14 protein-coding genes are annotated in these 13,757 nt (G+C 37.1%); 5 read left to right on the top strand and 9 right to left on the bottom strand.

From position 1 onward, the window contains the following. Positions 1-39: 39 nt before the first annotated feature. Positions 40-1,476: a Fe-S cluster assembly protein SufB gene (sufB, locus tag IQ247_RS07570; protein ID WP_193918639.1), complete on the bottom strand. Its 1,437-nt coding sequence runs from the start codon at positions 1,474-1,476 to the stop codon at positions 40-42. A 228-nt stretch (positions 1,477-1,704) separates the two neighbouring features. Here sufB and sufR point away from each other — a divergent pair, with 228 nt between their 5' ends. Continuing rightward, positions 1,705-2,370, top strand: coding sequence for an iron-sulfur cluster biosynthesis transcriptional regulator SufR (gene sufR, locus IQ247_RS07565; RefSeq protein WP_193918637.1), 666 nt, complete (start codon positions 1,705-1,707; stop codon positions 2,368-2,370). Between the two features lie 410 nt (positions 2,371-2,780). Continuing rightward, positions 2,781-3,038: an NDH complex assembly factor CRR9 gene (locus IQ247_RS07560; protein ID WP_193918635.1), complete on the top strand. Its 258-nt coding sequence runs from the start codon at positions 2,781-2,783 to the stop codon at positions 3,036-3,038. 102 nt (positions 3,039-3,140) lie between these two features. Here IQ247_RS07560 and IQ247_RS07555 read toward each other — a convergent pair whose 3' ends face one another. Together IQ247_RS07555 and IQ247_RS07550 are read right to left on the bottom strand one after the other, a co-directional pair. Then, positions 3,141-3,755: a hypothetical protein gene (locus IQ247_RS07555; RefSeq protein WP_193918633.1), complete on the bottom strand. Its 615-nt coding sequence runs from the start codon at positions 3,753-3,755 to the stop codon at positions 3,141-3,143. Between the two features lie 719 nt (positions 3,756-4,474). Then, complete coding sequence (locus IQ247_RS07550; RefSeq protein WP_193918631.1) at positions 4,475-4,804, bottom strand: YbjQ family protein; 330 nt, start codon at positions 4,802-4,804, stop codon at positions 4,475-4,477. A 557-nt stretch (positions 4,805-5,361) separates the two neighbouring features. Here IQ247_RS07550 and IQ247_RS07545 point away from each other — a divergent pair. Further along, a complete protein-coding gene (locus tag IQ247_RS07545; RefSeq protein WP_193918629.1) occupies positions 5,362-6,096 on the top strand; it encodes a tetratricopeptide repeat protein in 735 nt (244 codons plus the stop codon). Positions 6,097-6,369: 273 nt separating this feature from the next. On the opposite strand, the gene IQ247_RS07540 is transcribed toward IQ247_RS07545, so the two are convergent. From IQ247_RS07540 to IQ247_RS07525, 4 genes are all read right to left on the bottom strand, one after another. Beyond that, positions 6,370-8,064, bottom strand: coding sequence for an NAD+ synthase (locus IQ247_RS07540; RefSeq protein WP_193918627.1), 1,695 nt, complete (start codon positions 8,062-8,064; stop codon positions 6,370-6,372). A gap of 171 nt (positions 8,065-8,235) precedes the next feature. Beyond that, a complete protein-coding gene (locus IQ247_RS07535; RefSeq protein WP_193918624.1) occupies positions 8,236-8,982 on the bottom strand; it encodes an NUDIX hydrolase in 747 nt (248 codons plus the stop codon). Next, the gene (locus tag IQ247_RS07530; protein WP_193918622.1) at positions 8,943-9,542 is read right to left on the bottom strand and encodes a nicotinate-nucleotide adenylyltransferase; all 600 of its coding nucleotides are present in this window, start codon (positions 9,540-9,542) and stop codon (positions 8,943-8,945) included. The genes IQ247_RS07535 and IQ247_RS07530 overlap by 40 nt, the downstream gene beginning before the upstream one ends. A gap of 164 nt (positions 9,543-9,706) precedes the next feature. Then, positions 9,707-11,074: a nicotinate phosphoribosyltransferase gene (locus IQ247_RS07525; protein WP_193918620.1), complete on the bottom strand. Its 1,368-nt coding sequence runs from the start codon at positions 11,072-11,074 to the stop codon at positions 9,707-9,709. Between the two features lie 215 nt (positions 11,075-11,289). Here IQ247_RS07525 and IQ247_RS07520 point away from each other — a divergent pair, with 215 nt between their 5' ends. Further along, positions 11,290-11,442, top strand: a complete 153-nt coding sequence (locus tag IQ247_RS07520) for a hypothetical protein (protein ID WP_193918618.1) — start codon at positions 11,290-11,292, stop codon at positions 11,440-11,442. 319 nt (positions 11,443-11,761) lie between these two features. Here IQ247_RS07520 and IQ247_RS07515 read toward each other — a convergent pair whose 3' ends face one another. Both IQ247_RS07515 and IQ247_RS07510 read right to left on the bottom strand, forming a co-directional pair. Beyond that, positions 11,762-12,451 (bottom strand): hypothetical protein, encoded by a 690-nt coding sequence (locus tag IQ247_RS07515; protein ID WP_193918616.1) that lies wholly within the window; start codon positions 12,449-12,451, stop codon positions 11,762-11,764. 288 nt (positions 12,452-12,739) lie between these two features. Next, positions 12,740-13,441, bottom strand: coding sequence for a diacylglycerol/polyprenol kinase family protein (locus tag IQ247_RS07510; RefSeq protein ID WP_193918614.1), 702 nt, complete (start codon positions 13,439-13,441; stop codon positions 12,740-12,742). Positions 13,442-13,516: 75 nt separating this feature from the next. On the opposite strand from IQ247_RS07510, the gene yidD reads away from it, so the two are divergent. Then, the gene (yidD, locus tag IQ247_RS07505; RefSeq protein ID WP_193918612.1) at positions 13,517-13,747 is read left to right on the top strand and encodes a membrane protein insertion efficiency factor YidD; all 231 of its coding nucleotides are present in this window, start codon (positions 13,517-13,519) and stop codon (positions 13,745-13,747) included. Positions 13,748-13,757: the final 10 nt, after the last annotated feature.

Here is a 13,757-nt window from a genome sequence, read left to right as displayed (position 1 = left end):
ATCCAAAATTTAAAATCTAAAATTGATAACCACGAAAATCTATCCAACACTTCCTTCCAACTTCAAACTCAAGAGTTTATCAGCTTCCACAGCAAATTCCATTGGTAGCTGATTAAATACATCTTTACAGAAACCACTAATCATCATCGCGATCGCGTCTTCGGTAGAAATACCACGCTGAGAAAAGTAAAATAGTTGGTCTTCCCCTATTTTGGAAGTTGAAGCTTCATGCTCTACTTTTGCAGCATTATTCTGTACTTGAATATAAGGAAAAGTGTTAGCATGAGCGTTATCCCCAATCAACATTGAGTCGCATTGAGAATAATTTCGCGCTCCATCAGCTTTCGGATTGACTTTCACCAAACCGCGATAGCTGTTACTAGATTTACCGGCAGAAATTCCTTTAGAAATAATTGTAGAACGGGTGTTCTTACCAATATGAACCATTTTGGTTCCGGTGTCGGCTTGCTGCTTGTTATTAGTCAGCGCTACCGAATAAAACTCACCAACAGAATTATCCCCTACTAATACACAGCTAGGATACTTCCAGGTAATCGCAGAACCAGTTTCTACCTGAGTCCAAGATATTTTAGAATTTTTCCCTTTACACAAACCGCGCTTAGTTACAAAGTTGTAAATTCCGCCTTTACCATTTTCATCTCCGGCGTACCAGTTTTGTACGGTAGAGTATTTGATTTCAGCATTATCTAAGGTTACGAGTTCCACAACCGCAGCGTGTAGCTGATTACTATCGTACATTGGCGCGGTACAGCCTTCAAGATACGAAACGTAACTGTCTTCTTCGGCAACGATTAAAGTCCGCTCAAACTGTCCGGTATCGCCGTTATTAATCCGGAAATAGGTAGACAGTTCCATAGGACATTTTACTCCCTTGGGAATAAAAACAAAAGAGCCATCGCTGAAAACCGCAGAATTCAAAGCTGCAAAGTAATTATCGGCAACGGGAACAACGCTTCCGAGATATTTTTGCACTAATTCCGGATGTTCCTGTAAAGCTTCGGAAATCGAACAGAAAATAACTCCTTCTTCTGCCAATTTTTCTTTAAAAGTAGTTGCTACAGATACGCTATCGAAAATTGCATCCACAGCAACATTAGCTAAACGCTTCTGTTCCGATAGCGGAATACCCAACTTTTCAAAGGTTTCTAGCAAAGTTGGATCTACTTCATCTAAACTTTTCTTTTTAGCGCTTTGTTTAGGAGCAGAATAATAAATGATATTTTGATAATCAATGGCAGGATAATCAACACTAGCCCAATCTGGTTCTGTCATCTTCAGCCACTGACGGTAAGCTTTGAGACGAAACTCCAACATAAATTCCGGCTCGTTTTTCTTCGCACTAATTACCCGAATTACGTCCTCACTTAATCCGCGAGGAATAGTATCTGTCTCGATGTCAGTAATAAAACCGTACTTGTAAGGCTGGTTGACTAAAGTTTTTACAGTTGCACTCATCGTTAATATTCTCGCTTCCTTCGCTTCTTAGTATCCTCTTTAAGGTTGGGAGACGGGCTATCAAATAGCAGATTCCCATCCAAACGTGACTGTAGGTCACGCTACTGTTACAATGATTATGAAGACTTAAACAACAATCAAGTTGTTTTAATCTATCTTCATTTTACGCTAGATTAACAACATTGATGTTGTTTAAGTTAAATTTTCTTGAATATTTTTAGGACGACGATGGAAACTAGCCAGCAGTCCTCAACCAAACAGGATATCTTAGAATATCTGCTCAAAGAATTGCAGGCTACAGCTTTGCAGCTTGCAGATGCCTTGAAAGTTAGTCCTCAAGCGATTCGTCGGCACCTCAAAGATTTGGAGGGTGAAGAGTTAATAATTTATTCCTCCGAACAAATAGGGATGGGACGACCGCAGCACGTTTATCGGTTAAGTGATAAAGGTAAGGAACGCTTGCGTCGAGAAGTTGGGGACAGTTACGGCAAGTTCGCTGTTTCCTTACTTGATACTTTAGCAGAAACTGTAGGACGAGACCAAGTAAGTTCGATTTTACAAAAACAATGGGAGCGTAAAGCTCAAGATTATCGGCGACTTTTAGGTAAAGGTTCGCTGCGTCTTCGAGTAGCAGCTTTAGTTGAACTGAGAAAAGCTGAAGGTTTTATGGCTGAATACCATCCTGTAGAAGCCGAGGACTCAGAAGTTGAAGACAAATTTATTTTTTTAGAGCATAATTGTGCGATTTCCAATGTTGCGGAGTCATTTCCCAGCGTTTGCGGACATGAATTAGAGATGTTTGCTGCTGTTTTACCCGATTGTACAGTAGAACGTACCCATTGGATTATCAATGGCGAACATCGTTGTGGTTATTTAGTAGAAGCTAGGAAATAGTTAGGAGTTATTGGATTTTAGATTTGAGATTATGTCCTTACGGACAAGCTACGAATTGTGGATTTTGGATTGTTACAATGCTCCATGCCCATGATTGATTAATATACAGCATATTTCATCTTTATGAGGCAGATTCGGACGGTCAGGGATGCTCCGTTCACCCGCAAGGGTGCGGCTTGCTTTGTCGGGCAGATGTTCTTCCCGACAATTTATCTCCATCCCATAAGAGCTTTATAATATAATGCTGTAGTTGATTTATCTGCAAAATCCTGTAGATAAGTAAGTGGGTACAAATAAACATAACTATGTAACAAAATGTAAACTTGCCTGAATAGCTTATTTCTACTTCCTACTCCCTACTCCCTTATCATAATGATAAATCTTTCTACCCACTTACTTCGATAGGAATTATGGAATTTCAACAACAACCAACGACACAATTTTTAACTTTGGAAGAATCGGCGAAAGTTGATGCTGCTTTACTTTCTTCTGCGGAGAAATTTCTGACTAGATTGACAATTTCTTCACACAGAGTATTACAGCAGATAGCTAAAGAAAACAATGTTGCAGTTGAAGAATTAACTACAAAGCAAATTATTGATTGGTTTGAGCAAGATGGAAAAATTCGCCGAGAAAAGGGAGTTGAAGCCGCTTTTTTGAAGTGGTAAATTTAATTCAAAAATTGAAAAGCACCCGAAAACAGGTGCTTTTAATAATTATGAAAACTATTAAAACTTAGTTAAAACTTAGTTTTATATACATACAAGTTTTTAATCTTGATGACGGACACGGGGAGTACGCGCACCTACTGCTGCGCCAATCATTGATGCGATTAAACCGAGTAAAGAACCGAATACAAACCACCACAAACCTCTAGAAGTTGCAGCAGCAATCTCACGGGTTTGTTGTGCAGTCACGTTAGGTACATTTTGGGGTACCCCTATCTGATTAATAACTTCACCAGCATTATAAGCTGCAACACCGAAAGCACCGGATACACCACTAGCTAATAACCAAGAACTGACAGCCAAGGTTGTAGCCCAAAGAATTGCACCATTTAACAAAGCTGTACTGCGGTTCATCGGACCACAAGCACGAGTTGTAATCCAACCCGCAACAAACAGAGAAATTAATAAAGCAATTGTTGACCAAATCCCGACGTTACCTGCAATGTCGGGTGCGATGGTACGAGGTGCGCCGGAATCGGATACAAAAGTGGCTCCAATGGCACCGAACAATGCACTCAAAATTAACTGAGTAGCTAAACCAACTAGCAAGCCGGAAATTATTGGACCCCAACGAACGCGATCGTGATAATCTACAACTCTACTGGCTACCCCAGGTTCCGTAATTACTTCTTCACCTACTCTATTTACGTAAGACATCTTAAAACGTTTCTCCTGGCTTTTTCACTAAAATTTTTTTTAGCAATTCCACTGCTTATAATTAGTAATTAAATTATAATTTTAAATTATCCATATCTATCCAACGGAATAGTTTGTAACTCTATCTTTAGCTAGTATCTTGATCTGAAAAGGATGAATTTTTATTAAAGATAAAAATTAATTTTTATTAAGAGTTTTGGAAAATAAATATTAAAATTTATTGATAAATATAGGATAACAAATCTAGTAATAACTAGGCCAATAAGTAGACCAATATATTACGTAAATATGAATAAATGCATCAGAAAAAGCAGATGATTGAAAAACTTCAGTGGCTATTTGTTTGAGTGGCATAAATATGGTAGATAACAACATACTGGAGACAGGATAATTGAGTCAAAGTATACTAAAAACGCTTTACTCATGTCATTCTGAACAAAGTGAAGAATCTCCGTCCGAAATTCTTTCCTGCACTACGTTACGCTCAGTATGACATAAATTTAGATTTCACTCGTTTGCAGTATAGTTAAGCTGCTACGCATTTAATTTGTATTTGAGTAGCGGGCTAACAGCCCGCACTACAAGAATTTGATATTCTCGTCTTATACAATCTAGCTGCACATTAGCTTAATAAAAATCGCGTCTCCAGAATGCCTATAGTATCCGATACTTTTTCGTTAATAAATTATTCATGGGAATGCAGCTTGTGATGATGTCATTCACTCACGTATTCTGACAGCAGTACCGACAGCAGTAATTAGTAGTAAAACACCAGATTGGTCAACATTGATTGTGCCGGTATCAATTTCAATACCGATAACAGCATTCGCTCCCAAACGCTGCGCTCGTTGTTGTAATTCTGCTAGTGCTTTTTGTTGTCCTTCTTCAAATAAACGCTCGTAACTACCCGTGCGTCCACCGATAATATCTCTTATCCCAGCTAAAAAATCGCGCAAGAAATTACTACCATAGACAATTTCGGCGGTTACAACACCCAAATATGATTCAACAATGGCTCCCTGAATTACATCAGTTGTGGTGATAATCATGAATTGACCTCAAGCAGACTGTTTTCATATCTATTTTTGATGATTCCGCAATCAAATAAATCCCTCTATCTACTGTTTTACGATGAATTGTCCTTGTAACGCAGATTTATGTTGATAATGAATGGTCTATAATCTCAAACAGCAGAATTCAAAACACCCTTTCTTCTATATATATCTATATATAAAGGTAAAATATCCCAAAAAATGTTAACTAAGTCTAACTCTTTTCTAGGACTTAATTGCTTAATTGTAGGCAGTATTACATTCAAAGGCGATTCAAAAAGAGATAATATGTGTAAAGTCGATTGTTGCCTACAAGGGAAAAGCCCGAAAACATTCCATCCTTTAAAACGAATATTTATTGCTCAAAAGAGTAAAAAATCTCATCACCGAGTAATTACTGAGAAAAATGCTTTTGTATAGCAGTAATGATAAAGTAATCATGAATTTAAAAAAAAGTACGTTAGTAGAGTTTTCAAAATTGAATATTTTTGTTTTAATGGACAAGCATAATTTCAAGTTGTCGTAAAGTAGCGAAAATTTTCGGGTATTCAACTGTGTACAATCGAACATATTCTTTAATCAGTGTTTTCTTAATAGGAAGCGTTGCAGCTGCAATACCTACTGCTGCTCAGGCTCAAGTCAGCGGTACACCCTCGTGCAACGGCGGTGCCTGCGCTAACCGGCGTTCTCCGGTAAAAGTGGCTCAGGCTAGCACTCAGCAGGTAAAAATACTGCTGGATGAAGGACGCAGACTGGTAAATTCTGGCGATTATAATGGCGCAATCAGAGTTTATCAAGAAGCTTCCAGTTTAGAACCCAAAAATGGTAGTATTTATTCTGGTATCGGTTACTTGTATGCTCAACAAGGAAATTATTCCGCAGCATTAGCAGCTTACCGTCGTGCTGTAGCCCTCAATCCCAATAATGGCGATTATCAATACGCTTTAGCCTACGTTAGCGGCAGCATGGGCGATAATAATACTGCCAAGGAAGCTTACCGTAAGTCAATACAGGCTGACCGCCAAAATGTGAATGCCTATATCGGGTTAGCTTTAATTTTGCTGCGTTTAGGAGAGTATGATAGCGCAAAATGGGCTTACGAACAGATTATCGAATTAGATCCAAAAAATCCCCAAGCTTATGAGTTACGGGGTAGAATTTTCATGAAGAAAGGTCAATCGAAAGAAGCAGCAGGAGCTTTAAAGCAAGCGCTGAATTTATACAAAAGCCAAGAAAAATGGGATGGTGTTACTCGAATCGATGCAATGTTAAGAGAGATAGAGGGATAAATTTATTCCAATTAGTGTTTAATTAAGTGGATAAATAAAAGGTTTCCTCGTGTCGTTTATCATCAAAAGTGTGAAGCAAGTAGGGAATTGAGACTCCCAGCGCTGATTCCAGTTGCTTCATTCTCAGTCCGTTTAATATAAGGTGAATTCGAGCAACCGTTTGCGAAAAAGAAGCTTTAAAAGCGTTATTTTTGCGTGAGTTGATAAGTCGGGTTTTGAGCGAGGTTGTGCTATTTTACGAATATTTAAGGTAAAAAACCCGACTTCTTAATATTAGTTGTTAGCATTAATAATTGCTAACCAATTACTAGCAATAGGCATTCTCCAACCTGTACCGAAAGCGCGATCGGTGATTTTTATTCCTGGGGGTGCTTGTCGTCGTTTGAATTCTGCACGGGCTACCATTTTAATCACTCGGTTAACAAGCTCTTGATCATATCCCGCTGCAATTATTTGGGCTGCTGATTGATAATCATTAATTAAACGCTGCAAAATATCATCTAAAATCTCGTATGCTGGTAATGAATCTTGGTCAACTTGACCTGGTTTTAGTTCGGCGCTTGGTGCTTTGGTTAATACATTTTGGGGAATTATTTCTTGATTCCGATTTAGCCAATGACAAAGCGAATAAATGCGAGTTTTGGGAACATCGGCAATTACAGCCAAACCTCCATTCATATCACCATATAATGTGCAGTAACCAACAGCCATTTCCGATTTGTTACCAGTTGATAGTAAAAGATAACCAAATTTATTAGAAATTCCCATTAATAAGTTACCACGAATTCGAGATTGAATATTCTCTTCTGCCAATCCAAATTCGGTATTAACGAATAATTCTGCAAAGGTGTTGTCATAGGATTTCATTAATTCTCCTATGGGCAGTAATCTTGTTTTTATCCCGAGATTTGCAGCTAAATCGTCGGCATCTTTGATAGAAGAATCGGAACTATAAGGAGAAGGCATCAGTACACCAAGGACATTTTCTTTACCTAACGCTGCGGTGGCGATCGCGGCAACAATTGATGAATCAATACCACCGCTTAAGCCTAAAATTACCTGAGAAAAACGACATTTGCGGACGTAATCTCGTACTCCTAAAACCAAAGCGTGCCAAATTTCTTCATCTTCAGATTCGTAATTAGGTGCAATAGAATTGAAATGGGAGTTAATATTTAAATCTTGTTTTTCTTGATTAAATTCAAGTTGTAATAAATCAGTATCAAAACCACAAGCACGACAACTTAATTCACCAGTTTTATTAAAAGCAAAACTTCTACCATCAAAAATTAAATCATCATTACCACCGACTTGATTCACATAAATAATTGGTTTTTCAAAGCGCATTGCTGTATGTTTTAACATTGCTTCTCGAAAATGCTGTTTACCAGATGTATAAGGAGAAGCAGATAAATTAACAATTAAATTTACATCCAATTGACATAGCTCAATAATTGGATTTATCGAATAACTACGCTTACCAAAAAATTCTTCATCATTCCATAAATCTTCGCAGATTGTCACACCAATTTTTACTTGTTCAAGAACAAAATAATTAGGTTGTAATCCTGGTTCAAAATAGCGATGTTCATCAAATACATCATAAGTTGGTAATAATTTTTTATGAAAAATTTGTTTAATTTTTCCTTTTTGTAGTAGAGCAACACTGTTATATAAAGGTTTTCCACCATTAATATGTGCTGTTGAATTTTTTTCAACTGTTCCCACCAACACGGTTAAATCAGCGGGTAAATCGCTAGCTAATTGTTGTAAAGTGATGTTCATTGCCTCTACAAAACCAGGATTTAATAATAAATCTCGTGGAGGATAGCCACATAAAGAAAGTTCCGGAGTTAATAATAAATTAACTTGATTTACCGCTGCTATTTGTGCCGCTGCTAAAATTTTTTGAGCGTTACCAGTTAAATCCCCAATTATCGGATTAATTTGAGAAATTGTAATTTTCATTTGAGATTAAAGATTTGATAGTTGATGGTTGATGGTTGATGGTTGATGGTTGATAGTTGATAGTGGATAGTGGATAGTGGATAGTGGATAGTGGATAGTGGATAGTTGACAATTACCAATTACCAATTACCAATTACCAATTACCAATTACCTATTACCTATTACCTATAATTAAATAAAAACTAATGGTTTATCTTTAAAAGGGGCAAAAGCTTCCGCGTCAAACTGATACAAACTAGCAGGACGACCAGCACCTCGTGACACTTTTATTCCAGTATCAGATAAAAAACCTAACTTGAGTAAACGAGCGCGAAAATTAGAATAATCGGAAAAATTTTCACCTAAAATAGTAGTATAAAACTGATATAAATCATTTAAAGTAAACTTATCTGGTAAAACATCAAAAGCCACAGGAGAATACTCCAACTTATTTCGTAAACGTTTGTGTCCGTATGAAAGAATTTGATTATGGTCAAAAGCTAATTGAGGCACTTCTTTCACCGGATACCAAGCTACATCTGTAACACCATCAGTAATTAACTTTGCTTCCTCAAATCTTACTAAAGCAAAATAGCTTACCGATAGATAACGTACACCATAACTATCGCTGGCTTCTCTGGGGTCGCGATTCGGACCACCAAAAGTATACAATTGTTCTAAATAAAGATTTTCTACACAGATTTTCTCTGCCATAATGCGATAAGCAGCATCTTCTAAAGACTCACCTTCACGAACTAAAGTACCCGGAAGACTCCAAGTATTTACAAATGGTTCGCACGGACGCATTACTAATAGAACTAATAGCCGATTTTGAGTAATATCAACTGAAAAAATCACATTGTCAACACCAACTTTGAAATCAGCTAAAGGTTGTTGATTTAAGGTTGATAAAATTTTGTTTTGATTGAGTCTTGGCATTTGTATAAATGCTTTTGATTAATATAAGCAGCAACCGAGGGTGTCAAAGCTTGAGTATCACCATGTTCGCGATAAGCTGTTGAAGAAACATCTAAACCAGTTAGATTAGCAATGCTAATTGTTCCTCCTAATTCACCTATTTTTTCTAGATTACTTTTATCTATTGCATATCCCGGTCTTGGTACTACTAAAACAGATGCTAACTGCAACAAATCTTTAATTCTATACCAACGCTGAAATTGACCGAGTAAATCCGCACCAATTACTACAACAAATTCAGCATCTTTACCCCAGCGTTGTTGAGCATTTTCGATTGTATTAACAGTTCTTAAATTACTTAACTCCTGTTCCAAATTCACATTTAACCGTGGTGGAATGATATCCTTAATCAGTAACCGCAGCATTTCTATTCTATTTTCTAAAGATGTTTGATGAGCTTTAAAAGGATTATCAGCAGCCCAAACCGCGACATAATCGTAATGATAAGATAACCAAATTAAAACCGCTTGATGTCCTGCTGTCGGCGGGTCTGCACTTGTACCGAATAATGCTATTTTCATTATTAGTTGATAGTTGTTGGTTGTTGGTTGATAGTTGATGGTTGTTGGTTGATGGTTGGTAGTTGATGGTTGATGGTTGATATTTGTTAGTTGATGGTTGATATTCGTTAGTTAATGGTTGATGGTTTTTCTAATAACCACTGTCAACTGTCCACTGTCCACTGTCAACTGTTCTTTGTTTGTTTAGTCAATTGTTGTAGAGAAGTGGAAATTTCTACGGACGATGTGGTGGAATTTAAATTTAGAATATCAGCAGGTAAGCTCGCTACTGAGGCGGCAGTTTGTTGTTTAATTGTTTTGAGCGTACAAGGTGATTCTAATCGTTTACCATCTTTCATAAATAACTTTAATAAAGGCTGTTTTTCTGGATAACTTTCCGTAACTAATCCCAAGGTATCTGATTTAAATTTATCTTCTGCAAACTCCCTAAAAATTTGTTTTTTTCCTGGATAACTTGCTTTTCCACTAGACTGTTTCATCACCGGAATCCCATCAATTTCCACAAGTTTGTAAACTCCATTGACAGGATTACCCGTCACTAATCGTGTTCCCATTCCATAACCATCAATTTCAGCTTTATTTTCTTTTAATCTGGCTATTTCCCATTCGTCTATATCTCCGCTGGCGAAAATTGAAACATCTGGTAAAATTTCTCTAACTTGTTGGGATAATGTTACCAAATCTCCAGAATCTAATCGGACTCCAGTTAAATTTATTTCTCCAGCTTTAACCATATTTGCTAACTTACCTGCCGCAGCAATTGTATCGTAAGTATCAATTAACAATGGCGCTCCTGGAAAATATTGGTGAAATGCTGTAAAAGCCTGCTCTTCACTACCTTCTAATGCACATAATGCCATCACTAAAGCGTGAGCCATCGTACCACTAGGTTTTTCACCTAATTGTAGCGCAGCTAACACATTTGATGTTGCATCAAATCCCCCTGCTAAAGCAGCTCTGGCAGCCCACAATGATGCTTGGGGGCTGAATGCTCGTCTTGTACCGAATTCCAATAGTGTTGTATTCTCTCCCGCAACATTTCGCGATCGCGCTGCTCTTGTGGCAATCAATGTCTGGTAATTTAAGGTATTAAGCAAATAAGTTTCAACTAATTGTGCTTGCCATAACGGTGCTTCAATTCTTAATAATGGTTCGAGGGCAAATACCGTAGTCCCTTCCGGAACAGCCCATACATCCCCGGTAAACCCTCCTGATTCTAATAATGACCAAAATTGTGGGGGAGCTGATGCAAAAATTCCCGTTTCTTGTAAAGCCTCAATTTGACCGGAACTAAAGCTGAATTGCTCTAAATACTCTAGCGCTTGTTCCAACCCCATTGCAATCAAATAACCAAACCCTTCCGGCAATTTTCTGGTAAACAATTCAAAGCTGGCTTGTTTTTGCTCTACACCTTCACCTGCATAACAAGCCCCCATTGTCAACTGATACAAATCTGTCAGCAAACTGTAATCGGCACTAGAAAAGCTTAATTGCTCTCCTAAAGACCTATCAAGGTTAAATAAAGTTGTCATTCAAATGCACCTTAGTAAAATCTATTTTCATTTATGGTAGTTTTCACCATAAATAATGTCAAGGGTTAGTTGATATTGAACCTTTAATCTTTGACCTTTTGAAGAAGTATTGCGAATATTTTCGATATATTGAAAAAATCAATTAATTGCTGATTTAACAATTAAAGTAAAGATATCAAATGTTAAAAGATGAAAACGTTTAGGAGCTTACCTTTATGTTTATTTCCAAAACACTTTCAAATATCGCTCAGTATATTTCGGAAGCAGTAATGCGAATATTTGCTCCCAATGATGATGCTTATCCTAACAGTGGTGTTCAACCATTTACGGGTGAAGTTTATAAAAGCAGAACAGTCGATACTTGGTAATTAATATCAGAACAAATTAATCATATCTTTTCCGCTTATATTGGAATTATTTAATCTATAACCTTCTCCTAAAAAACCAAATTTATAGAAGGAATAAGAAAAAACTCTACGTCTCTGTGTGCTTACCTTTGTGTCCCTCTGCATTCGCAAATATATAATTCCGATACCAACGGATTTGATATTAGTTCATAAATAAATCAGTGGTTAAAACTAATTTTAAAACTAATTTTAAGCCACTGATTTTTTTGTGTAAGTCAATAATACTATTGTTCAGATTTTTAAAATTCAAAACTTACGCCCCTTCAGCTACAAACCCGGTTTATACTAGTTGACGACGCAGATTTTGCTGTTGATTAAATTCCTTTTGTTCTGCTGTCAATACATCGTAATCGATTGGAGGACGCATTTCCCATTGAAGCTCAGCTAAAAGTAATAAACTGATTCCCATGACTAAACCAGTAGCAAGAAACTGTTTACCACCACAGTAGGGTAAAAGCAAAATTCCTAATAAATGAATTGCTGCGGTAATTACAAAAGTACGGGATTTAACAGCCCATGCCGTAATCATATAACCAACTGCGCTCAACCCCAACCATAAAGGACACAGACGCATCAATACTTCTCCCCAACCGAGAAAAATTCCCGCATCAGTTAAGACAACACCACTTAATATTAAAATTATCCAAGCGTATATTAACCACCGTAAACGTTCCACACTTACCCAAAACCAGGTAAATGCAATCATCATTGCAGTACCGATAATGGTAAATGTTGTCCATAAAATTGCTTGAGTAACCCAACTAATCGGTAAAAATTGTGCTGTGGTAAAGATTCCCGTGCATACTAATCCCCAAATTATAAATACTTGATCTATGCGAGTATAAAACCCTGAAATCAACCTTATATTCCCAATTTTGCCACTTATCCGCCAAATACCTTGTAAATCCTGGTAATCTAAATCTTCCTGTTTATCGCGCAGGAGAGGTTGAGATAATGTTAAAAATGTCATTAGAGGTTATCCGTCGTAAGTAACAAGTTTTTTATATCTATAGAAGTATTTTAGTGAAATTTCATGAAGTTTTGCAACTTTTTATGAATAAAAATACTGGAAATTGGTTTAAAGCTTTTGTGGAAGATTCCATTTTTTATATATATTAAGGAAAGTATGATAAAAATAACCAGTTTTTATTGTATAAGTAAGTATTTTTTCGTAGATAAACAATATGGCAATTCTGTATTATCTGTATTAATTTATCATCATTTGAGGTGTAGAAAAACCAGATTTTTACCCAGAAGTTTAATGAAGAATTAACTGATTTAAGGCAAAAGCTAAAGCTGCACTTCCTAAAGGAACGGTGAGATTGTCAATACCAAGAATTGAAATAGCTTCCAGAGCGGTAGCAACCACAGCTACAACTACGGATATTAACCAAGTTTGCCAAGTATTTCCTTGAACATTGAATAAAATTAAACTACTGATAATAAAACTGACTAAAGTCATCGTCAGAGAACCTTCTAAACTTTTTTGTCCTCCTAAAACATTGTATTTATGTTTACCAAAACGCTGACCGATCAGTGCAGCTAATCCATCTCCCCATGCCATAATTAATATTCCCAGTGCGGCGTAAAATGGTTGTTTTAAATACCAAAACCAAGCGATTAAAATGCCAATACTGACAGAATAGAAAAAAGTTCCCAAACTTTTGCGTCCAACGCTGTTTATACCAGGAAGAATCGGAAATCGGTAGGACAACAAAGTCAATATGCTCGCTAAAATCGAAGCAGCAATACCGATGCTTGCAGGAATATCGAACCACCAAGCAAGCAAGATTACGTTACCAGTACCAATATGAACTATCTTGCGGACAATTTCCGAATTGCTCTTAGCTAAACGACTCACTCCTCCTGCACTCAGCAGAATCAGTGACACCCAAACACCAACGGCTATAATTTGCAGCCACAAAGGCGGAATAGAATCTATTACAGTAAATGAATTCAAGTTAAATAAAAGTTAAATGTAATTAAGATTGAAATTTTTCCCTTATTACTAATTTATAGGATTTTTGCCATTGTAATGAAAATATTATTAATTTGGTTGATTCGGTTCTACCGAATGTTTATTTCACCACTATTTCCCCCAAGTTGTCGTTTTCAACCCACTTGTTCGATGTACGCAATGCAAGCACTGGAACGTTTCGGCGTGTTGCGCGGTTCATGGCTTGCAATTCGGCGTATTTCCCGCTGTCATCCATTTCATCCCGGCGGTTATGATCCAGTTCCCGGAGAGGAAGAGGTGGGGAGGTAGGGGGATGGGG

Source organism: Plectonema cf. radiosum LEGE 06105 (assembly GCF_015207665.1).
In the GTDB taxonomy this organism is placed as follows: Bacteria; Cyanobacteriota; Cyanobacteriia; order Cyanobacteriales; family Nostocaceae; genus Rivularia; species Rivularia radiosa_A.
This window is presented reverse-complemented; position numbering and strand designations above follow the sequence as displayed.

What these genes read in the sequence shown, in the direction of transcription:
- sufB (WP_193918639.1), bottom strand. Translation starts at nt 1,476, where the DNA reads ATGAGTGCAACTGTAAAAACTTTAGTCAACCAGCCTTACAAGTACGGT.
- sufR (WP_193918637.1), top strand. Translation starts at nt 1,705, where the DNA reads ATGGAAACTAGCCAGCAGTCCTCAACCAAACAGGATATCTTAGAATAT.
- IQ247_RS07560 (WP_193918635.1), top strand. Translation starts at nt 2,781, where the DNA reads ATGGAATTTCAACAACAACCAACGACACAATTTTTAACTTTGGAAGAA.
- IQ247_RS07555 (WP_193918633.1), bottom strand. Translation starts at nt 3,755, where the DNA reads ATGTCTTACGTAAATAGAGTAGGTGAAGAAGTAATTACGGAACCTGGG.
- IQ247_RS07550 (WP_193918631.1), bottom strand. Translation starts at nt 4,804, where the DNA reads ATGATTATCACCACAACTGATGTAATTCAGGGAGCCATTGTTGAATCA.
- IQ247_RS07540 (WP_193918627.1), bottom strand. Translation starts at nt 8,064, where the DNA reads ATGAAAATTACAATTTCTCAAATTAATCCGATAATTGGGGATTTAACT.
- IQ247_RS07535 (WP_193918624.1), bottom strand. Translation starts at nt 8,982, where the DNA reads ATGCCAAGACTCAATCAAAACAAAATTTTATCAACCTTAAATCAACAA.
- IQ247_RS07530 (WP_193918622.1), bottom strand. Translation starts at nt 9,542, where the DNA reads ATGAAAATAGCATTATTCGGTACAAGTGCAGACCCGCCGACAGCAGGA.
- IQ247_RS07525 (WP_193918620.1), bottom strand. Translation starts at nt 11,074, where the DNA reads ATGACAACTTTATTTAACCTTGATAGGTCTTTAGGAGAGCAATTAAGC.
- IQ247_RS07520 (WP_193918618.1), top strand. Translation starts at nt 11,290, where the DNA reads ATGTTTATTTCCAAAACACTTTCAAATATCGCTCAGTATATTTCGGAA.
- IQ247_RS07515 (WP_193918616.1), bottom strand. Translation starts at nt 12,451, where the DNA reads ATGACATTTTTAACATTATCTCAACCTCTCCTGCGCGATAAACAGGAA.
- yidD (WP_193918612.1), top strand. Translation starts at nt 13,517, where the DNA reads ATGAAAATATTATTAATTTGGTTGATTCGGTTCTACCGAATGTTTATT.